This is a genomic window from Bradyrhizobium sp. USDA 372 (genome assembly GCF_053629095.1).
This window is the reverse complement of sequence record NZ_JBRJHR010000001.1, coordinates 4,717,713-4,737,763: the sequence shown is the minus strand read 5'-3', so window position 1 is coordinate 4,737,763 and position 20,051 is coordinate 4,717,713. Positions and strand designations below refer to the sequence as shown.

Below are 20,051 nucleotides of genomic sequence, written 5' to 3'. Positions count from 1 at the left end.
GGTCCTTTGGCATCGCGCCGGGACACGATAGCCGCGCGAGGGGTAAGGATCCGTTAACGATCACCGCGCGCGGCGGGAGACCTTTCAAGCCGGCCGGGCGCTCCGAGCAGCGCCCGCATCACGTCGGGATCGGGCTTGCCGGTTCTGGCATCGACGAGACCAAAGCCCTGCGCCAGTTCCCAATGCGCCCAGCCCCAGCAATGTGCGCGGGCATAGGCGGTGACCTCCGCCAGCCAGCGCAACCGGCTCTGCCTGGGGGCGCCGGCTTTCAACACGCCGAACTCGTTGACGATGATCGGCCGCGAAAATTGCTGCTGCCATGCGAGCGCGGGCGCGAGCCAGCGATCGGCCCCCGGCTTGTCCTTGGCGGCGGCAATCGCGGTATCGAGCATGGCGAGCGCCTTGACCGCGCCCCTCGCCTGCAAATCCTGCCGAAGCGCCTGAACCTTGGGATCGCCCGCATTGATCGGGTAAGGCAGATCCATGATGTCGTGCAGCGGATCGCGCGCGTCCCAATGGCCCTGATGGCTGAACACCATCGGATCGTAGAAATGGATGGCGTAGACGACGTCAGGGTCCGCCAGCGGACGAAACCGCGGCAGCGAGTCCGCGCGCTGCCAGTTGACCGGACCGACGATGAGCGTGGTGGTGGGCAGCAACCCGCGAACGAACGCGGCGAGCGCCTCGACCTCCTTCTGCCATCTGTCCGCTTCGATATCGGGCTCGTTGAGCAGCTCGGCGAAGATTCGATCGGCAGGATGGGATCGAATGACCTCTGCAAGTCCGCGCCAGGCCTCCTGCATCTCACCCATCGCCGCATCCGGATCATCCTTGTGCAGGCGATTGAAGCGCTCGCCCGGATGAAGGTCGACCGAGCTGGAATAGCCGAGCGAGGTCAGCTGCTTCAACGCGCTGTCGAGCACGCGCAGGGTCGCCGCGCGCTCGTCCGTTGCGGCAAAGCGCGGCATCACGCGCTCCGCCGGCACCGGCAGGCGGACATGGCTCATGCCGGCCTTGCGCAGCTGCTGCAGCAGCGCGCGGCTCGGCGGCGCACCGTTGATCCAGCCGTCGGCGTTGAAGCCGCGCGAGAGCGCGGCAAGCCGCTCGGGGGAAACCGTCGACGGCAGGGGCACGCAATCCTCGGCGAACACCGGCCGGCCGGCCGCGATCGACACCAGCATCGCCGCAGCCAGCAGACGGCGGCGCAAGGCTGTCATCGTCACACCGCAAGGCCCAGAGCGCCACCGTCGGGCTGAGGTGCCATTGAACCGGCGGGCACGTGATTGACGACGAGGCCGGTTGGCACGGCCGCGTATCTCGACAGCGCCGCGGTCACCCTGCGCATCGCGGACGAACCAAGCTCGCCGGCGCGCGCCACCAGGACGATCAGGTCGGCGTGGGCGGCCAGGGCAATGGCGTCGGGCTGCAAGGCGAGATTGCCGGCGTGGACGACGATCAGGTCGAACTCCGAGCGGATATCGTCCTCGGGCCGCGCATCCCCCTTCCGCCCGGCACTGAGCAGCTCGTCGATCGACTGAAGTCCCGCCGTGGTCGAGCCGTCCTGCCATTCGGTCACCGGCGGCTGGGCGCCTGCAAATTCCGCCTGGAGGCGGATCAGCACGCTCATCATGCCCAGGCTCACGGCCGCGCGATTGAGGGAGCGCGCCACGGTGTTGCCACCGGCGCTCTTGCCGACCGACAAGACCAGCGCGACCTTGCAGCCGCGCACCGGCAGGCGGTCGATGCGTTCGAGCAGTGGCCGCAGATGAGGGCCGAGATCGAGCTCGGCCGACGCGCTGACCGGTCTCTGCCAGACCGTGTTGATTCCGGCGCCTGGCGCCAGCTCGGGGATGCGCGCCCAGACAGGAAGGCGGGGCATCGCCTCGGCTGGGCGCGCAGCGGCGGCCGAAGGGGAAACTTGCGGGCCGGGCGCCTCCTCCGCTTCACGTGAGGCAGGCGCCTGAACGGATTCGGGCTTGTCGGCGGACAGGCTCGTCGTCACCGCAACGGCGGCGGTCGAGGTCAGCAGCGAGCCGATCGCCAGCGCCGCAAGCAGCAAAGCGAGCGGCGGACGCGTCGAGCGCAACGGCGGAATCGCAACCGAGGCGATCTTGGTTTGCGAGGCCTGCAGCTGACGCTGCTCATTGGTGGTCTTGAACCGCGACAGGAACTGCTCGTAGATGTTGCGGTTGGCATCGGCGTCGCGCTGCAGCTCCTGCAGCTTCACCAGCGCCTGGCCGTCGCGCAGCATCTTGGTCTCGACCGCCTTGAGCTGCTTTTCCAGCGCGTTCTGCTGCTCCAGCTGGGCCTCGTATTCGGACTTCGCCGTGTCGATGTTCTTCTTTCGCTCGATCTCGATCTGCCGGTTGATGTCCGCCAGCTGGCTGTAGGAGATCGCAAGGTCGGGATGGCGGTCGCCATAGACCGCCTTCTTCTGCGCGATCTGGTCGTTCAGGGCCGAGCGCTGCGCGCGCAGCATGCTGAGGAGATCCTGCTTCACCGGCCCTTCGACATTGGCCTTGACGTCGCGTTGCACCTGCTCGTAGCGCGCCTTGGCCTCCTCGGTGCGGGCGCGGGCGGCAGAGACCTGCTGGGTCAGGTCGGTCACCCGCAATTGCTGCGTGGTGGATTCCTTGCCGGCATTGACGATGTTGTGCTCGAGCCGGAAGGCGGCGACGGCGTCTTCCGAGGCGCGCAGGCGCTCGCTCAGCGTCTTCAGCCGGTCCTGGAGCCAGCCGGCCGCCTCGTCCGTCGCCTCGGTGCGGACGCGGCCCTGGCTGGCGACGAAGGCCTCGGCGATGGCATTGGCATAGTAAGCCGCGCGATCCGGCCGGTTCGAGGTGAAGGAAATCGCAATGACGTAGGTGAGCCCGCGCCGGGTGATCTCGAGCCGGTTGCGGAATTTCTCGAGCAGGCGCGTCATGTCGGTATAGCCGCCCGCGACGTCCTCATCGTCCGCGATCTTGAGCTGCTCGATCAAAGGACGGAGGAAGCCGTCGGACTTGGCGATCTCGATCTGGCTCTGCAGCGCCGCGGCATCCTGGCCGATGCCGGGCAGCACGTCCTGATCCGAGGTCACGCGCAGCTCGCGCGGATCGAGCACGACTAGCGCCGTCGCGGCATAGCGGACCGGAAGGATCATCAGAGCGACGACGCCGAGGGCGAACAGCGCCAGGGCCAGCGTCAGAATGCGCCGGCCATTCTCGCGCAGGAAGGACAGCGTGCCGGAGACGGTCAGCGATCCCTTGGTCAGGCCCGGCGCGGCGCCGTCAGGCTTCGCCTTCGCAGCCCGCGGCGCTTCCCACGAAGCCGCTTGCTCCGTCGGGGCGATGCTTCGCGGAGATGGCCGGCTACCGAACGCCATGGGTTGGACTCGAAATCAACTGACAGTCATAGCTCAGAGGCTTGCTACACCGTAAATATCCATGGTTAACCGGCGGTTACGGCTGGGCTGGCCTTGGGCGGTGAACGCTTCGTTAACGAGACGCGGCCAGCCACGCGCTGTCTGCGCTCGCCGCGATGTGCGTCCGCTCACAAGCCGATGACATACCCGTCCCGCCTCGGATCGGCGGCACCCGTCATCACGCCGGTCACCGGATCGAGCGCGACGGCCTGCATGCCTCCGCAGAGCATGGTCCATCCGGTGTCCAAAATCTCGATCTCGTGGCCGCGGCGCTTCAGTTCGGCGATGGTCTCCGGCGCGATGCGGTTCTCTGCCTGAATGAAGCGGCCGTCCCACAGCCGTGAACGCGGCGCCTCGATCGCCTGCTGCAGCGGAAGGCCGAACTCGATGTGCTGCACATAAGCCTGGGCCTGGGTTTGCGGGATGCCGTAGCTGCCGGGCGTCCCCAGCGCGAGCACCGGACGGCTGCCGCGCGTCGCAATCGACGGTGCCATCGTCACGGGCAACGCGTCGCCCGGCCTGGCGAGGTTCGGGCTTCCCGGCTGCACGTCGGCCCAATGCAGATGATTGTTGAGGCAAACGCCGGTCCCCGGCACCACGACGCCGCTGCCGAACGGGCTGCCGAGACTTTGCGTCATGCAGACCAGATTGCCTTCGGCGTCGGCGATCGAGAACGAGGTGGTGTGGCCGGGATCGGCACGATCCTGCGGCATCCATTGCTCTGTCGGGCCCGTGATCGGCCGGCGGTCGCTCACACGCTGGCGAAGCCGCGCGATCGTCGCGTCGGACATTGCTCCAGCGGCTTGATCCGGTCCCAGATCGCCGTGGGCGATGCGCTCGCCGGCGGCGAGACGGATCGCGCGATAGACCGTATCGAGATGATCGGCGCCGTCCTTCGGCAGACGCCCGAGGTCAAAGCCTTCAAGGATCTTGAGGGTCAGGGCGAACTGGAAGCCGCCGCATTGCTGCGCCGGGACGTGAAGCTCGAGCCCGCGATAGGACACGGTCAGGGGATCGAACCAATGCGGCTTGACGGCGATGACATCGTCCAGCGTCAGGCTGCCGCCGAGCGTGGCGAGATAGTCCACGATCCGCCGGCCGAGCTTGCCGCCATACAGATACTCGGGCCCCAATTCGGAGATCTCGGCAAGAGTCTGCGCGAGATCAGGCTGCGCGACGATGCTGCCAAGCTTCACCGGCATTCCATCCGGGAGATAGTTCCTGACCAGTGCGGCGTGCAGCTCCGGCCAGGGTTCGAGCAGCGGCACCTGCTCGTTGATCTCATCAACACCGAAGTCCGAGAGCGCGAAGCCGTCGCGCGCCAGCGTGATCGCCGGCGCAAAGACGTCTGGAAGCGATTTGCGTCCATAGCGCGAGAGCAGCTCGCACCAGCCCGCGAGATTGCCGGGCGTCGAGGCCGCCTGCGGACCGCGCTCGAGCTCGAATCTGCTGGTGTATCTGCCGACCGGGAAGCTTGCGGGCACCGGCGGAGCGAAGTCGAGCACGCGAATGCGCTGCTCGATCGCCACCCAGATCGTGGCCAGTCCAAACCCGGCAAGCCCCGACATGAACGGCTCGACCACGTTGAGGGCGGCCGCCGTGGCGACGGCCGCATCGAACGCATTGCCGCCCTGCATCAGGATTCGTGCACCGGCCTGTGCCGCGAGCGGATGCGCGGCGGCGACCATACCGTGCCGCGAGAACAGCGTCGGACGCCCATATGTCCTGGCGATTTGCATCCGGTCAGGCCTTTCGCCGATCAGTGCGTCGTCGCAGCAGCCTGGATCGCCTCCGACATGATCTCGAGACCGCGATCGATTTCGGCCTCGGACACCGTGAGCGGCGGCGCGATGCGGAATACGCCGCCCATGCTGGGCAACTTGACGATGTTCATGCTGAGACCGCGACGCATGGTCTCCTCCATGATCCGCGCGCCGAGTTCAAACCCCGGCGTCTTAGACTGCCGGTCGACGACGATTTCGAGACCGAGCAGAAGCCCGCGGCCCCTGACGTCACCGATGCATTCGAACTTTTGCTGCAGCGACAGCAATCCATCCCGGAGCCTGTTGCCCCTGGCGGTTGCCTGCGCCACCAACCCGTCGCGCGCGACCACGTCGAGCACCGTGACGCCGATCGCGGCGGGCAAGGGATCGGAGACATGCGTGGTGTAGAACAGGAAGCCGCGCTCGAACGCGGTCTGCTCGATGGCCTTTGTCGTCATGACGGCGGCGAGCGGCAGACCGGCGCCGAGCGTCTTCGACAGCGTGAGAATATCAGGCACCACGCCGTCACGCTCGAAGGCAAACATGTGCCCGGTGCGGCCGATTCCGGTCTGAGCTTCGTCGAGGATCAGCAGCATGCCGCGCTGCTGGCATTTTTGCTTCAAGGCCGCGAGATAGCCGAGCGGCAGTTCCAGAATGCCGCCGCTGGAGAGGATCGGCTCGGCGATGAAGGCCGCCAGATTACCGGTCGACTGGCTGTCGATCAGTGCGAACGCATCGTCCAGCTCGGTCTGCCAGTCGTTGCTGCCGTCGACGTTCCTGAAGCGCGGCCGATAGGCGTTCGGCGCGGGAATGACGAACGACCCGACCGCGGCCGGCCCATAACCGCGCCGGCCCGCGCTGTAGGTCGCCGACGCCGCCGCGCCGGTCATGCCGTGCCAGCTTTGCGCGAAGGCGACGATTTCGTGCCTGCCGGTGACGAGCTTGGCCATCCGGATCGCCGCTTCATTGGCTTCCGCGCCTGTCGTCAGCAGCTGCACGCGGTCGAGACCGGGCGCAAGCGCAGCGAGACGCTCGGCTAGCGTCACCACCGGACGCGAGAGCATGCCGCTGAAGAGATGAGCGACCGCCCCCATTTGCCGTGCGACCGTGGCGACGATGTCGGGATGCGTGTGCCCCAGCACGGCGCTCATCTGACCCGAGGTGAAGTCGAGGATGGCGCGTCCGTCGGCGTCGTAGACGAAACTGCCGGCCGCACGCTCGATGATGACGGGTTCGAAACTCGGCCCATAGCGGGTCAGATGCGTGTTGGCGGACGCCCAGAAATCGGGATCGGCATTCAAGGTCATGACAGCCACCTGCGCTTGGGACGTCTGACCTCTAGTCAAGAATTTGACTTCAGGCTAATTGATATAATTCAATCTGGATATCAATCTTCCTGATGTCGATGCTGGATCTCACGCTTCTGAGGAATTTCGTCGTCGTGGCCCGCACCGGCTCGATCAGCCTGGCGGCCTCGCAGATTGGCCGGACACAGTCCGCGCTCAGCATGCAGATGCAACGGCTGGAACAGACGATCACGCAGCCGCTGTTTCACCGCAGCGGATCCGGCATGAGGCTGACCGCGGCCGGCGAGAAACTGCTCGCCCACGCCGAGACGCTGCTGGCGCAGCACGACGAGATTCTCGCCGACATGAGCGGCGCGAGTCTCAAGGGGACGCTGGGCCTCGGCTGCCCGGAGGACTATTCGATCGCTTTCCTGCCGGCGCTGCTGAAGGGGTTCTGCGCGCTGCATCCCCATGTCGAGCTGCGCATGGTCTGCGCACCGACCTCCGAGCTGCGCCCGATGCTGGTGCGGCGCCAGATCGACATGGCGCTGGTCTCGCTGTCCGATGCCGGAGCGAGCGAGGTGATCCGCGAGGAGCGCTTCGTCTGGGTCGCGAACGAGGCCGAACCGAAAATACTGACGCAGGATGTGCTGCCGCTGGCGCTGGCGGCGCCGATGAGCCTGGACTACCGGGCCGCCTGCGCCGCGATGGACGCGGTCAATCGGCGCTACAGGGTCGCCTACGCGAGCAACAGCCTCGCCGGCCTGATCGCGATCGCGCGGTCCGGTCATGCGATCAGCGTCCTGACACGAACCGCCGTTCCGTTCGATCTTCACGTCGTCTCGGCCGGACTGCCCCTGCTTCCGACCATCGGCATCGCGCTCGAATTCTCGGAGGCGAAGCCCTCGCTGCTGGCGACGACGCTGGCCGAGCACGTCCGCACCGTGTTGCCCGGACTGAAGACCAAGGCGGAGATCGATTAGTGACCCGCGCGTGCGCGGCGAGCGCAGCGCTCAGCTGATGTTCAGGAGGATCCGTCCCGACGTGCCGCCGCGCATCAGATCCAGGGCGGCATTGATGTCGTCGAGCGCGAATTCGTGGGTCACGATGCCGCGGTAGCTCACCTTGCCGGCGTCGCCGAGACGTACCAGGCGCGGGATATCGCGCGCAGGCTGGCATTGCCCGCCTTCCGAGCCCTTCAGCACCTTCTCGAAGTGCAACGGCAGGGTATAGATCTCGGCCTTCTCGCGGGGCACGCCGACGAGGATGCAGCGGCCTTTCTTGGCCGTGATCTCGTAGGCGAGCTCGATCAGAGTCTTGACGCCGGTGGTCTCGACGACCTTGTCGGGTCCGTCGGCCCCCGTGATGGACCGGACCTCGGCGGCCACATCCTTCACGGTCTCGGAATTGATGAGGTGGGTGGCGCCGAAATCCTTCGCCATGGCCAGCTTGTTGTCGAGGCGGTCGATCGCAATGACCGGCCAGGCGCCGACCATCGCGGCGAATTGCACGATGTTCAAGCCGACCCCGCCGACGCCGAACACGACGACGGCTTCGCCGATCGCGATCTGCGCATCGTTGTTGACGACGCCGAGCGCGGTCGTCACCGCGCAGCCGAGCAGCGGCGCGCTGGTGCGATCGATCGTATCAGGAACGGGGGTGACGCGGTTTTCCGACACCACGGCGTATTCGTTGAAGGTGGTGACCCAGCCGGCGTTGAGGCGCTTGCCGCGCCAGGCATAGACCGGCGTGTTGGACTGGATGCCCTTGCCCGGGCGCCAATGCATGACGACGGTGTCGCCCTGCTGGCAGGAGACGACGCCAGGCCCGGTTTCGACGATGGTCGCCAGCGCCTCGTGCCCCAACAGGTGCGGCAGGAATTTGTCGACGCCTTTGACGGCGTCGATCTCGTTGATCTGTGCGCCGCAAATGCTCGACGTGTGCACATGGGCGAGCACCTGACCGTGCTCGAGCCTGTCAGGCAGATCGAACTCGTCGACGATCAGCGGCTTGCCGGATTCGACGAGGATCGCGGCCTTTGCGGTCTTGATGTCCATGGATCGCGCGCCCGGTCACTCGAAATAGATGAATTCGTAATCGCCGGTGTAGCCGAGCTTGCCGTAAAGCCAGATCCATTCCGAGGTGTGCAGGATGGATTCCGCCGTCAGCGCCCAGCATTCGAGATTGTGCAGCTCGGCGACGTTCCGGTAGCCCTCGACCATGACGTATTTGTTCTTGCCGACCCGCTCGATCTCCTTGAGCGCGGCATCGAGCTCGTAGAGCCTGAGATTGTGCAGGGTGCCGAGCGAGATGACGAGGTCGAAACTGTCGTCACCATAGCGATAGACGTCCTGGGCGCGATAGTTGAACAGATACGGCTTCACCTGCTCGTGCGCATTGGCAAGACCATGCTTGGAGATATCGAAGCCGGTGACCTTCAGGCCCGGCAGGATCTTCTGCATCTCGTAGAGCAGAAAACCCTTGCCGCAGCCGACGTCGAGCACGCTCGATCCATCCTTCAGGCCGTAGGTCTCGATCAGCGCCTTGGCGACCGGGGCCCAGCGCCCCTCGATGAAGCGGTAGCCGCCATAGCCGAAGCGGCGGTCGCCGTCCCAATAATCGGCCTCGTATTCCCGCGCCTTCAGCGAGCAGCCGATCTTGTCGTCGTTCATGCGGCCCATGTAGTCGCGCTTGGTCGCAGTGTGCAGCGGCGTCACGATATTCAGCAGTCGTCCCATTGAGCCCTCGGATTTGCATCACGCACGGAGAGTATCTTGACCGGCCTGGGGAGCCTCGCACGCGACCTCGCGACTCGCCCTAGCATTTGTGGCGAAGACCATCATTGTTTCAGATCAATGATGTGGAAATGCTGCGGCGGCGCCGGTCAAGAACCGGCCGCCGATTCGCCAGACCGGCCAGCGCCAGGTTCCAGCTGCGGCCGCCGCTGGCCGTGACATGGAGACGCTGGAACGAGAAAGCGGCGCGCAGCGTTCGGCAGCAAGGAGATCATGCCATGCCGACCCAGCCGACCATCGCCCGCATCTGGCGCGGCCGTACCCGCCGCGACATCGCCGACGCCTACCAGGCCTATCTGCAAGCCGAAGGCATCCCGCCGCTGCTCAAGACCGCGCTCGGCGTTCAGCAATTGCGCGAGGACCGCGACGAGGAGACGTGGTTCACGACGATCTCCTACTGGGCCGACATCGCGGCCATGACAGCCTTCACCAAGGGCGAGCCGACCAAGGTCCATCATCTCGCCCGCGACGCGGAGTTCCTGATCGAGCTACCCGAGCGCATCGAGATCCATCGCATCCTGATCGACGAGCAGGGCCTGCGGTGAAAGCCGGGGCCGCTGGGCGGTCACCCAGCCCCGTCACATTTTCCCGTACACCCGCGCGGCGACCGCCTTGAGGCGCTCGACCGAGCCGGACTCCGGATGCGGCTTGACTGGTGCGAACACGATCGACGCCTGCCGGCCGTTCTTCCAGACATAGATGGTGACGGCGTTGCCGTTGCCCTTGGTGCAGGAATGCTCGCCGAAGGCTTCGCGGCCGAGCTCGGGAATCGCCACATGCGTGCAAGGGCCCGCGCGCTTCATCATGCCGACGACGGTGTCGCGCGACATCGCGATCACCGCGACCGTCATGGTGTTGGCCTCGCGATCGAACATCATGCAGCTGCCCGCGCCGGTGCGCTGCACCGTCAGCGTGCCGTTGTCGAGAAAGCCGTCGGCATCGGCGGCCGTGAGCCACTCGCAAGTGCCAAAACGCTCGCTGCTCTTGCTCACGCTGGCGATGGCAATGCGTGCGGCTTCGGTGATCGGTCCGAGCAGCGCATCGTCGGCGCGCCGGCCGATCGGATAGACGCTGATCTGCAGAATGTAGTCGCCGGACAGAGCGACGACCGAGGCCTCCTGCCGCTCGGCGCCGGCGGCGCTCGTTCCGCCCTGGCCTTCGTCGCCGATCCCGGCCACAGCGCTCAGCGGCATTCGCTCACTGAGCGTCTTGACGAAGGTTGCGTACAATTCCCTGGCACGGTCCTTGTCGGCATTGCGGAACACGCTCAGCATCATCGTGTCGCCGCGCCCGGCCTGGTAGATGCAGCCGCGGCCGTCCTGATTCGAGATCAGAGACCATTTCAGCGCCGGCATCGCGGCGGCGAGCTCCTTTGCGCTGATGAACGGGCAGGTCTCAGCCGCGCGCGCGGGAAGCACCGGCGCGGCGACAGCAACAAACAGAGCGAGGCAGGAGAACAGACGATCGATTGTGCGCATGCGACTCCTTATTATCGCAAATGCGCGCCATTCAGAATAAAATCACGAACTCATACACAATTGAAATTCCTCGTCATTTTGCAGAGCACCAAATGACGCGATGGTCATCGGTCACCGGTTTTCCGCCCCCAAATCGCGCCTCACAACTCCCCGCGCCATGACGGCTGCGGAATGCTAATATCGTCGAGGCCGCAAGACCGAAGATTTCGCCGAAGCGATTGAATCGCGGTCAAGAAGATGCGCTCGAAGAGGCGCACTCCAAGAACGATGCCCGACCGTAATTGCGGCCCGTCGGCTGGGAAATGGAGGACGCTATGGCTTGGCGTGACGACAAGGCCCGGGCAACTCTGATCCACGAGGCAGCAGGAAGCGTGCAGCCGGGCAAGGCCCCCCGGGCCTTTGCCGAGCTTCTGTTCGCCTTCACCAATGTCGAGGACCTCGCCAGTTGCGATGCCTCCTCGCTTGCCTTCCTCGCGGAGCAAGCCTGGGAGCATGTGCAGCGGCGCACGGCGGGGCGTGCCGATATCCGCGTCGTCAATCCGCTGATGCCGGACGGGCGCGAGATCTCCGTGCTCGAAATCCTCAACGACAACATGCCCTTCCTGTTCGATTCCACTATGGCGGAGCTCACCGAGCAGGGCATCGAAGTCACTCTCGTCGCTCACCCCATCATCGCGGTGGAGCGCGATGATGGGGGCAAGCTCCTGCGCTTCTACGGCGAGGCACTGCCGGAAGGGGCAAAGGGCGCGCGAGAGAGCCTGATTCACCTCCACATCACCCGCCTGGACGCCGACGCGGACCGCGAGAGGCTGATTGACGGCCTCACCAGGACGTTGAACGACGTGCGCGCTTGCGTCGCGGACTGGCGCGCCATGCGCGACCGCGTCGAGGACGCGGTCAAGACGTTCTCGTCCAATCCGCCGCCGCTTCCGATCGACGACGTCGCCGAGGCCAACCAGTTCCTGCAATGGCTGTGCGCCGACAATTTCACCTTTCTCGGCGTGCGCGAATATCGCTTCTCGCCCGGCCGCGACGCGTCGGACGACATCACGACCGCCGAGGGCCTCGGCATCCTCCGAGATCCCGATGTGAAGGTCCTGCGCCGCGGCAGCGAAATGGTGGTGATGACGCCGGAGATTCGCGAGTTCATGCGCGAGCCGACCCTGCTCATCGTCATCAAGGCCAACGTGAGCAGCCGCGTCCATCGCCGCATCCGGATGGATTATGTCGGCATCAAGCTCTATACGCCCGACGGCCGGCTCGAGGGTGAATTGCGAGTCGTCGGCCTGTTCACCTCGGGCGCCTACACGCGCTCGGCACGACAGATCCCCTATGTTCGCCACAAGGTATCGCGGGTGCTCCAGCGCGCCGGCTTCGACCCGAACAGCCATTCTGGCAAGGCTCTCCAGCACATTCTCGAAGACTATCCGCGCGACGAACTATTCCAGATCGACATCGATACCCTCTTCGATTTCGTCATGGAGATCCTGATCCTCTATGAGCGCCCCCGCGTCCGGGCGCTGGCGCGGGTCGACAAGTTCGATCGCTTCGTTTCCATCCTCGTTTTCATTCCGCGTGACAAATACGACACCGACGTGCGCATGCGCGTCGGCGCCTTCCTGTCGCAGAGCTACAAGGGGACACTGTCGGCCTCCTACGTGTCCTTCCCCGAAGGCGCATTGGCGCGCGTCCACTACATCATCGGACGCTATGAAGGTAAGACTCCCGCCGTCGAGCGCGCCACGCTGGAAGCAGGGATCAGCGCCATTGCCGCGACCTGGGCCGACAAGCTGAAGGCCGCGCTGGCTGCGTCGACCGACGGCATGCGGGCGCGCATGCTCGCAAATCGCTACGTCCAGGCCTTTAGCGGCGGCTATACCGAGGCTTCCACGGTAGAACAGGCGGTCGCCGATATCGCCACCATCGAGAAGCTCACACCGGCCCGCCCGGTGACGATTTCGGTTCACCGCTTCGAGGACGATGATCCCAGGCGCTTCGGCCTTAGGGTGTTTTCGGATGCCGCGCCGCTGTCGCTGTCCTACCGCGTGCCGGTGATCGAAAATCACGGCCTGCGCGTGGTCAACGAACGCACCTATCAGATCGTGCCCGGCAACAGGCCCGAGCCGGTCTGGCTGCACGACATGACGATCGAGACCAGCGACGGCCAGCCGATCGAGATCAGCCGGGACTTCAGCCATCGCCTGGAGGCCTCGATCATGGCGGTGGTCACCGATCGCGCCGAATCCGACGGGTACAATGCCTTGATCTTGCGCACGGCCCTGGGCTGGCGGGAAGTCTCGACCATCCGGGCGCTGTCGCGCTATTTGCACCAGATCCGCGCACCGTTCACCCAGGACTATATGTGGGAGACCTTGCGCAAGAACGCCGCGATCACAGCCAACCTCGTCGCGCTGTTCCAGGCCCGCCGCGATCCACGCCTCGTCCTGACCGATCGCGAGCGTTCGGCGCGCGAGATAACTCTCCTTGCCGAGATCGAGGAGCAGCTCAAATCCGTCGCCTCGCTCGATGAAGACCGCATCCTGCGCCGTTTCACCAATCTGGTGCAGTCGACCATCCGCACCAATTTGTGGCAGCTCGGCCCGGACGGACATCCGCGTCCGGTAATCTCCTTCAAGTTCGACGCGCGCAAGATCGAGGATCTGCCCCCTCCCCGACCGCTCTACGAGATCTTCGTCTATTCACCGCGTGTCGAAGGCATTCACCTGCGCTTCGGCAAGGTTGCGCGCGGTGGCTTGCGCTGGTCCGATCGGCCACAGGATTTCCGCACCGAGATCCTCGGCCTCGTGAAAGCGCAGCAAGTCAAGAACGCCGTGATCGTGCCGGTCGGCGCCAAGGGCGGCTTCGTGCCCAAGCGCTTGCCGCCGCCTTCCGATCGCGAGGCGTGGCTCGCGGAGGGCACCGAAGCCTATCGCATCTTCGTGCGCTCGCTGCTCGAACTCACCGACAATCTCGACGGCGACATCGTGGTGCCGCCCGACTTGACCGTGCGGAATGACGGCGACGATCCTTATCTAGTCGTCGCCGCCGACAAGGGCACCGCCACCTTCTCCGACGTCGCCAACGCGATCTCGGCCGAGAAGAACCATTGGCTCGGCGACGCCTTCGCCTCCGGCGGCAGCCAGGGCTACGACCACAAGAAGATGGGGATCACGGCGCGCGGCGCCTGGGAGGCGGTCAAGCGCCACTTCCGCGAGCTCGGCACCGACATTCAGACCGTGCCTTTCACCGTGGTCGGCGTCGGCGACATGTCCGGCGACGTCTTCGGCAACGGAATGCTGCTCTCGCCGGCGACGAAGCTCGTTGCGGCGTTCGATCACCGCGACATCTTCATCGATCCCTCCCCCGACCCGGCGATCAGCTTCACTGAGCGCAAGCGCCTGTTCGACCTGCCGCGATCGAGCTGGCAGGAATATGACAAATCGCTGATCTCGCAGGGCGGCGGCGTGTTCTCGCGCTCTCTCAAGGCGATCCCGCTCGCGCCGGAAGTGCGCACCCTGCTCGATCTCGACAAGGAGCAGGCAACGCCGTTCGAGGTGATGACGGCGATCCTGAAGGCGCGCGCGGACCTCCTGTGGTTCGGCGGCATCGGCACCTATGTGCGGTCGTCGGCGGAGAGCGACGATCAAGCCGGCGACCGCGCCAACGATGCGATCCGCATCACCGGTGCCGACGTTCGCGCCAGGGTGATCGGCGAAGGCGCTAATCTCGGCGTAACCCAACGCGGGCGCATCGAAGCGGCGCAGAAGGGCGTCAAGCTCAACACCGACGCGATCGACAATTCGGCCGGCGTGAATACGTCAGACCTCGAGGTCAACATCAAGATCGCATTGGCGCGCCCCGAGCGCGAGGGACGCCTCAGCCCGGCTGACCGCAACACCCTGCTTGCCGCGATGACCGGCGAAGTCGGTACGCTGGTGCTGCGCAACAACTATCTGCAGACGCTGGCGCTCTCGCTCGCCGAACGCAAGGGCATGGCCGAGACCGGCTTCCTCACCCGCCTGATGCAGTCGCTCGAGCAACGCAGCCTGCTCAGCCGCGCCGTCGAATTCCTGCCTGACGATGCTGCGATCGCCGAGCGCACACGACGCGGCCAAGCCCTGACACGGCCGGAGCTTGCCGTGCTGCTCGCCTATGCCAAGCTGACGCTTTACAGTGACCTGCTCGAAACCGGCGTGCCTGACGATCCATATCTCGCCCGCAGACTGTCCCTGTATTTTCCGCACGAGATTCTCGACAAATTCCCGGCCGCGGTCGAGCACCATCGCCTCCGACGCGAGATCATCGCGACCAGTCTCGTCAATGCCGTGATCAACCGCGGGGGTCCGGCCTGCATCGTACGCCTGACCGACGAGACCGACGCCGATATCTCGACCATCGTCATGGCCCAGGTGGCGGTGGACGCGATCTATGAGCTCAGGCGGCTCAATGACGGGATCGACGCGCTCGACACCCTCATCGACGGCCAGTTGCAGCTCGGCCTCTACGCGGCGATCCAGGATCTCCTGCTCTCCCGCATGGTCTGGTACGTGCGCAATGTCGATTTCAAGGACGGTCTCAGTGCAGTGATCGCTCGGTTTGGTCCTGCCGTCCGTGAGGTCGCAGCCTCGCTCGACAGCGCCCTGCCACCGGACTTGCAAGCCGCGCGCAGCAAGCGCCGGCAGGACCTGATCGATGCCGGCGTCCCGACCGGACTCGCCGGCGATCTGGCCGACCTCGACGCCCTGGTCTCGGCGCCTGATATCGTGACGGTCGCCGAGCGCACCGGCCGCAGCATCGGTGATGCGGCCGCGACGTTCTTTGCCGCCGAGGCCAATTTCCGTCTCGACCGCATCACCGCCGCTGCGCGCAACGTGCCGGCCAGCGATCATTTCGAGCGCCTCGCCATCGACCGCGCCGTCGACCTGATCGCAGCTGCCGAAAGACGCCTGGCCGCGGACATGCTGACCATCGGCCAATCAGGTCAGCAGGCCGCGGAGACCTGGCTTGCAGCTCATCCCGAGGCGACGCGCATCCGCCGGGCGGTCGAGGAGATTGCCGCCGGCGGCCTGACGCTCGCGAAGCTGATGGTGGCGGCGAACTTGCTGGGAGACCTGGTCAAAGTCTGAGGGCGTGCAAGACATGCAATGCTAGCGGAGGAATCCAATGATCCACGCCACTTGCCATACCGCCGACAATGTCCGCTGCATCGAGTTCGATGCCACGCCGTGGTTCAGCGAGGCTGATGCTCCGAGCATCATCGATTTGGCCCAACGAGGATGGACCAGCACGGCGATTGCAGAGTCCCTCGAGCATCGACGAGGATACGAAGGCTTGCACGACCTCGTCGAGTATGCGGCGAAGCGACTGCAAGCGGAATCCCTGGAGGACCCGACCTGGGAAACCTTCGAGTGCGTCGTCGATGGACCCGAGGCCGTCGCCTGGCTCAAGCAGAACCGGCCCAAAGTCGCGGCAAGGATCCGGTAAGCCACAGGAAGCGCAGCAAAGGCCACCATTAGCATCTCCTGAAGGACGAGCTCGATCGAGCGCGATTGCGGCTTCCTCGCCCTCGAATGGCAGTGTCCGATCTTACAAAGCGCGATCCGCGCGTCATCATACTTTGGTCCTGATCGTACTTTGGTCCTGATGCGGGACCGTAGTGGCCCGTGTACATAGCATTGCGCTTGATCAATTCAGGCGGGTCCCGTCCGGACAAATTACCGGCTCTATTGCATTGGAGACGCGTATGGCTGGAAATGGATTGACGTCGATGGCCGCCCCATGCGCGGCTCATCAGAATGCGGCAGATCGAATCGTCTATCTGATCTTCGACAACATTGCCGGACGGCCCGGCAGAGCCGGCCGGAAAACCGAGGTCGAGCGGACTGACATCGAAACCGTCATCTCGAACCTGATCGCCGGCCGTTTCAACGACCCCGTCCGCATCGTCGCCTTCGATCCGCTAGGTCATTGGTCGAAGGACGTGTCGAGAGAGCTTGCGGAAGAAATCCAGACGCGTTGCGACATCGACACCACGCCCGTGCCGGAGCACATCCGGGACTTCGTCAGGAGCCATTGGGCCACCCCGGCAGCGGTCGCTTTTTGATCTGGTCGTGCTGAACGGGTCAGCTTGCGGTTGTCGTCACCGCCCTTGATATTCGGCCCAACAGTCCGCCGTTTCGTAAACTCGTATTGCGGAAAGCTGGTGGAGACGCGAGCCCAACCGGTCCCATATCCAGATCGCGATATTCTCAGCGGTTGGGTTCTCGAGTCCTTCGACGTCGTTCAGGCATCTGTGGTCCAGGGCCTCCAGGACGCCGGCAAAGCATTCTTCAATATCGAAGAAGTCCGCGACGAAACCCGTGTGCGGGTCCACGGGTCCCTCCAACTGAACCTCGACCCGATAGGAATGACCGTGCAGCCGGCTGCACCGGTGCGTTTCCGGCACGTTCGGCAGGCGATGTGCCGCCTCGAATTTGAATGCCTGCGATATCTTCATCTGATTTCCAAGGGCGCGCCCCATCCGCGATCTCGGAAGAGCGACCGGACACTGCATTGCTTTTGCCGGCATCGGAAGAAGCTGGCGCGCCCGGAACGATTCGAACGTCCGACCCTCAGATTCGTAGTCTGATGCTCTATCCAGCTGAGCTACGGGCGCGTTTTTCGCGACAGTGCGGGCGGGGCCCGCAAGCAGCCCCCGGCGGAGCCGGAGGGGGTGCGAAAGAGCGCTCTGACTAACCGCTCTTGTCCCGATTGGCAAGGTCCGGGATGGGGAGATTTTTGCGCATCTCGACTTCACCGTCGTCATTCCGGGATGGCCCGGAGGGCCAGGCCCGGAATCCATAACCCCAGCTGGTGGTTATGGATTCCGGGCTCGCGACTTCGTCGCGCCCCGGAATGACGGCTTCAGTCGGCCGCCGGCCGACTTAAGCCCTCTGCCGCTCGTTGCGGATGGAGAGCAGTTCCACGGGACGGTCGGGGATGACGATGCGGAAGGTGGCGCCGATGGTGCCTTCGACCAGGTGGATGTCGCCGCCATGGGCGCGGACCAGCTCGGCGGCGATGGCAAGGCCAAGGCCGCTGCCGCCGGGGCGACCCGAGGTCTGGAAGGCCTCGAACAGGCGCTCCCGGGTCTTCGGGGGGACGCCGGGCCCGGTGTCGGAAACCTCGAGAATCGCGACGGCGCCTTCGCGCTTCCCGGTGATCCGGATCTGCTGCACACGCCCCTCGCCCGCCGCATGGCTTTCGAGCGCCTGGGCGGCGTTGCGGACGAGGTTGAGCAAGACGCGGAACAGCTGGTCGGGGTCGGCATCGACCGCGAGCCCGCGCTCGATCGCAGCGACCCAGGCGATCGAGGCCTCGTTGGCGAGCCCCGCGGTCTCCCGCACCTCCATCACCACAGGCTCGATCAGGATCATGCGGCGGTCGGGCGCGGCCTCCTGGGCCCGGCCGTAGGACAATGTCGACTGGCAGAAGGCGATGGCGCGCTCGAGCGAGCGCACGAGCTTGGGCGCAAAGCGCTGCACGCGTGGATCCGGCACGCTGGCGAGCTGGTCCGACAGCAGCTGGGCCGAGGCGAGCAGGTTGCGCAGATCGTGGTTGATCTTGGAGACGGCAAGACCGAGGGCGGCGAGCCGGCTCTTCTGGTGCAGCATCGACATCAGGTCGCGCTGCATGTCCGACAATTCGCGCTCGGCGACCCCGATCTCGTCGCTGCGCTGGCTCGGCACGATGATGCCGGCCGAGCTTTCGGGATTTTCGTGGAAGCCGACCAGGCTCGCGGTCAGCCGCCGCATCGGCCGCACGAAGAGATAATGGAGCGCGAGATAGACGAGGCCCGCGGTCAGCACCGCGATGATCAGCGCAACCACGACGACGTTGCGGGAGAAGCGGTACATCTGCTGCCGCAGCGGCAGCTCGTCGGTGACGATCTCGATGAACTGGGCATTGCCGACGCCGGGGCCGACGATGCGGATGGCCTGGTTGCCGGTCTCCAGCATCATGCGGAACGAGCCGGTGATCGCCTCCCAGGCGGTCACGTCGCGCAGGTCGATGTCATGCTCGATGGCGGCGGGAATGTTGTCGCTCGCGAGCAGCCGGCGCTGCTGGCCCATCTTGATGGCGACCGCACGGGCGTTGATGCTTTTCAGGATCTGGCGCGACAGCGAATCGGGGACCATGCCGAGCGGCGCCGCATCCAGCACCAGCGCCGCGGTGTTGGCGGCCGCAACGCGGTCGTTGAGCCGGTTGACCCAGAAATTGGCGATGGCGGGCACGTAAAGCAGGCTGGCGGCGATCATCACCAGGGGCACGGTGAGCAGCAGCAGCTTGCCGGACAGCCCCAGCCCGCGCGAGCCGCGGGGCCGCATCGCCGGCTGGTCCGGCTGATCCAGATCCTGGATCTGCTGGCGATCTGTGGCTGCCACGAAACTCGCCCCTCTTGACCTTGGCTGATGGAGGATGCGACCCGGCCGATGTCCGGTCAAATTACGGATCGCTAATCTGCCGAGGTGGGATGTAAGCGCTGTTAGCGCGAGTCGCTACCTCAAGGGTTAAAAACCTCGCACAAACAGCGATATTCACCAAAATCGCGCGCTTGTGCGGCGTTGACGAAAACAAGGCGCTCCCTTATAAGCCGCGCGAATTGTCCGCGATGACCCGGTGCGACACCGGGAGCGGCTCTCTTGGGGCCGAAAAGGGCCCGTTTTGGGCCGCATCTTCCGGACTTTACCATCAATTCTACAGGCAAATTGCCCGGTCAGCGGAGAAAAACCCGTGAAGCGGACTTATCAACCCAGCAAACTGGTGCGCAAGCGCCGTCACGGCTTCCGCGCCCGTCTCGCCACTGCCGGCGGCCGCAAGGTTCTCGCCGCCCGCCGCGCCCGCGGCCGCAAGCGTCTGAGCGCCTGAGCCGGACCCCCTTTTTGGGATTTCATCATGGATCGGCTGAGGCAGCGGGCGGATTTCCTCGCCGTTGCCAATGGCGCGCGGGTGAATAGTCCCGCGTTCATCCTGCAAAGTCGCCGCCGCGATGATTCCGGCCCTGTCAGGATCGGCTTCACCGTCACCAAAAAGAACGGCAACGCCCCCGAGCGCAATCGCATCCGGCGCCGGCTGCGCGAATTGGTGAAGCGGCTCGATCCGACATCGATGCAGCCCCACCACGATTATGTCCTGGTCGGACGAAGAGACGCGCTCTCGCGCGACTTCGCCACCATGCTCGACGATCTGCGCATAGCGTTCACGAAGCCCGCGCGGCATACGGCCAAGGCGCGCGGCCAGAGGCCGGGTCACGCCGCAGCGACCAGCCGCAAACCGGATTGATGACG

General features: G+C 65.2%; 16 protein-coding genes and 1 tRNA gene. 7 read left to right on the top strand and 10 right to left on the bottom strand.

Annotation, left to right across the window (positions count from 1 at the left end; all coding sequences use genetic code 11):
* Nucleotides 1-53 precede the first annotated feature (53 nt).
* The 4 genes from AB7M16_RS22330 to AB7M16_RS22315 form a co-directional block, all read right to left on the bottom strand.
* On the bottom strand, nt 54-1,217 hold the full coding sequence (locus AB7M16_RS22330; RefSeq protein WP_453945244.1) for a glycoside hydrolase family 5 protein: 1,164 nt from the start codon (nt 1,215-1,217) through the stop codon (nt 54-56).
* A 2-nt stretch (nt 1,218-1,219) separates the two neighbouring features.
* Nucleotides 1,220-3,364: a GumC family protein gene (locus AB7M16_RS22325; protein WP_453945243.1), complete on the bottom strand. Its 2,145-nt coding sequence runs from the start codon at nt 3,362-3,364 to the stop codon at nt 1,220-1,222.
* 167 nt (nt 3,365-3,531) lie between these two features.
* Complete coding sequence (locus AB7M16_RS22320; RefSeq protein WP_453945242.1) at nt 3,532-5,142, bottom strand: gamma-glutamyltransferase family protein; 1,611 nt, start codon at nt 5,140-5,142, stop codon at nt 3,532-3,534.
* A 20-nt stretch (nt 5,143-5,162) separates the two neighbouring features.
* Complete coding sequence (locus AB7M16_RS22315) at nt 5,163-6,473, bottom strand: aspartate aminotransferase family protein (protein ID WP_453945241.1); 1,311 nt, start codon at nt 6,471-6,473, stop codon at nt 5,163-5,165.
* A gap of 98 nt (nt 6,474-6,571) precedes the next feature.
* Between AB7M16_RS22315 and AB7M16_RS22310 the strand changes: the two genes are divergently transcribed.
* Nucleotides 6,572-7,435: a LysR family transcriptional regulator gene (locus tag AB7M16_RS22310; protein ID WP_453947242.1), complete on the top strand. Its 864-nt coding sequence runs from the start codon at nt 6,572-6,574 to the stop codon at nt 7,433-7,435.
* A gap of 30 nt (nt 7,436-7,465) precedes the next feature.
* On the opposite strand, the gene AB7M16_RS22305 is transcribed toward AB7M16_RS22310, so the two are convergent.
* Both AB7M16_RS22305 and AB7M16_RS22300 read right to left on the bottom strand, forming a co-directional pair.
* Nucleotides 7,466-8,509 (bottom strand): zinc-binding dehydrogenase, encoded by a 1,044-nt coding sequence (locus tag AB7M16_RS22305; protein WP_453945240.1) that lies wholly within the window; start codon nt 8,507-8,509, stop codon nt 7,466-7,468.
* Nucleotides 8,510-8,524: 15 nt separating this feature from the next.
* Nucleotides 8,525-9,190: a class I SAM-dependent methyltransferase gene (locus AB7M16_RS22300; protein ID WP_453945239.1), complete on the bottom strand. Its 666-nt coding sequence runs from the start codon at nt 9,188-9,190 to the stop codon at nt 8,525-8,527.
* Between the two features lie 275 nt (nt 9,191-9,465).
* On the opposite strand from AB7M16_RS22300, the gene AB7M16_RS22295 reads away from it, so the two are divergent.
* On the top strand, nt 9,466-9,792 hold the full coding sequence (locus AB7M16_RS22295; RefSeq protein ID WP_172786724.1) for a hypothetical protein: 327 nt from the start codon (nt 9,466-9,468) through the stop codon (nt 9,790-9,792).
* A gap of 33 nt (nt 9,793-9,825) precedes the next feature.
* Here the strand turns inward: AB7M16_RS22295 and AB7M16_RS22290 are convergent, their stop codons facing one another.
* Nucleotides 9,826-10,725, bottom strand: a complete 900-nt coding sequence (locus AB7M16_RS22290; protein ID WP_453945238.1) for a hypothetical protein — start codon at nt 10,723-10,725, stop codon at nt 9,826-9,828.
* A gap of 302 nt (nt 10,726-11,027) precedes the next feature.
* Between AB7M16_RS22290 and AB7M16_RS22285 the strand changes: the two genes are divergently transcribed.
* The 3 genes from AB7M16_RS22285 (at nt 11,028) to AB7M16_RS22275 (ending at nt 16,828) form a co-directional block, all read left to right on the top strand.
* The gene (locus tag AB7M16_RS22285) at nt 11,028-15,851 is read left to right on the top strand and encodes an NAD-glutamate dehydrogenase (RefSeq protein ID WP_453945237.1); all 4,824 of its coding nucleotides are present in this window, start codon (nt 11,028-11,030) and stop codon (nt 15,849-15,851) included.
* A 37-nt stretch (nt 15,852-15,888) separates the two neighbouring features.
* Complete coding sequence (locus AB7M16_RS22280) at nt 15,889-16,209, top strand: hypothetical protein (protein WP_453945236.1); 321 nt, start codon at nt 15,889-15,891, stop codon at nt 16,207-16,209.
* A 283-nt stretch (nt 16,210-16,492) separates the two neighbouring features.
* On the top strand, nt 16,493-16,828 hold the full coding sequence (locus AB7M16_RS22275) for a hypothetical protein (RefSeq protein WP_453945235.1): 336 nt from the start codon (nt 16,493-16,495) through the stop codon (nt 16,826-16,828).
* A gap of 36 nt (nt 16,829-16,864) precedes the next feature.
* Here the strand turns inward: AB7M16_RS22275 and queD are convergent, their stop codons facing one another.
* The 3 genes from queD to AB7M16_RS22260 all read right to left on the bottom strand — a co-directional run bounded on the left by queD (nt 16,865) and on the right by AB7M16_RS22260 (nt 19,148).
* Entirely contained in the window at nt 16,865-17,221 is a 357-nt protein-coding gene (gene queD / locus AB7M16_RS22270; RefSeq protein WP_211407620.1) for a 6-carboxytetrahydropterin synthase QueD, read from the bottom strand.
* Between the two features lie 82 nt (nt 17,222-17,303).
* Nucleotides 17,304-17,380 (bottom strand) — tRNA-Arg (locus tag AB7M16_RS22265).
* Between the two features lie 268 nt (nt 17,381-17,648).
* Nucleotides 17,649-19,148, bottom strand: a complete 1,500-nt coding sequence (locus AB7M16_RS22260; protein ID WP_172786718.1) for a sensor histidine kinase — start codon at nt 19,146-19,148, stop codon at nt 17,649-17,651.
* A 349-nt stretch (nt 19,149-19,497) separates the two neighbouring features.
* On the opposite strand from AB7M16_RS22260, the gene rpmH reads away from it, so the two are divergent.
* Both rpmH and rnpA read left to right on the top strand, forming a co-directional pair.
* Nucleotides 19,498-19,632 carry a 50S ribosomal protein L34 gene (gene rpmH / locus AB7M16_RS22255; protein WP_008542748.1) on the top strand — a complete coding sequence of 45 codons (135 nt, stop codon included), beginning with the start codon at nt 19,498-19,500 and terminating at the stop codon, nt 19,630-19,632.
* A gap of 27 nt (nt 19,633-19,659) precedes the next feature.
* Nucleotides 19,660-20,046 carry a ribonuclease P protein component gene (gene rnpA / locus AB7M16_RS22250; protein ID WP_453945234.1) on the top strand — a complete coding sequence of 129 codons (387 nt, stop codon included), beginning with the start codon at nt 19,660-19,662 and terminating at the stop codon, nt 20,044-20,046.
* Nucleotides 20,047-20,051 lie beyond the last annotated feature (5 nt).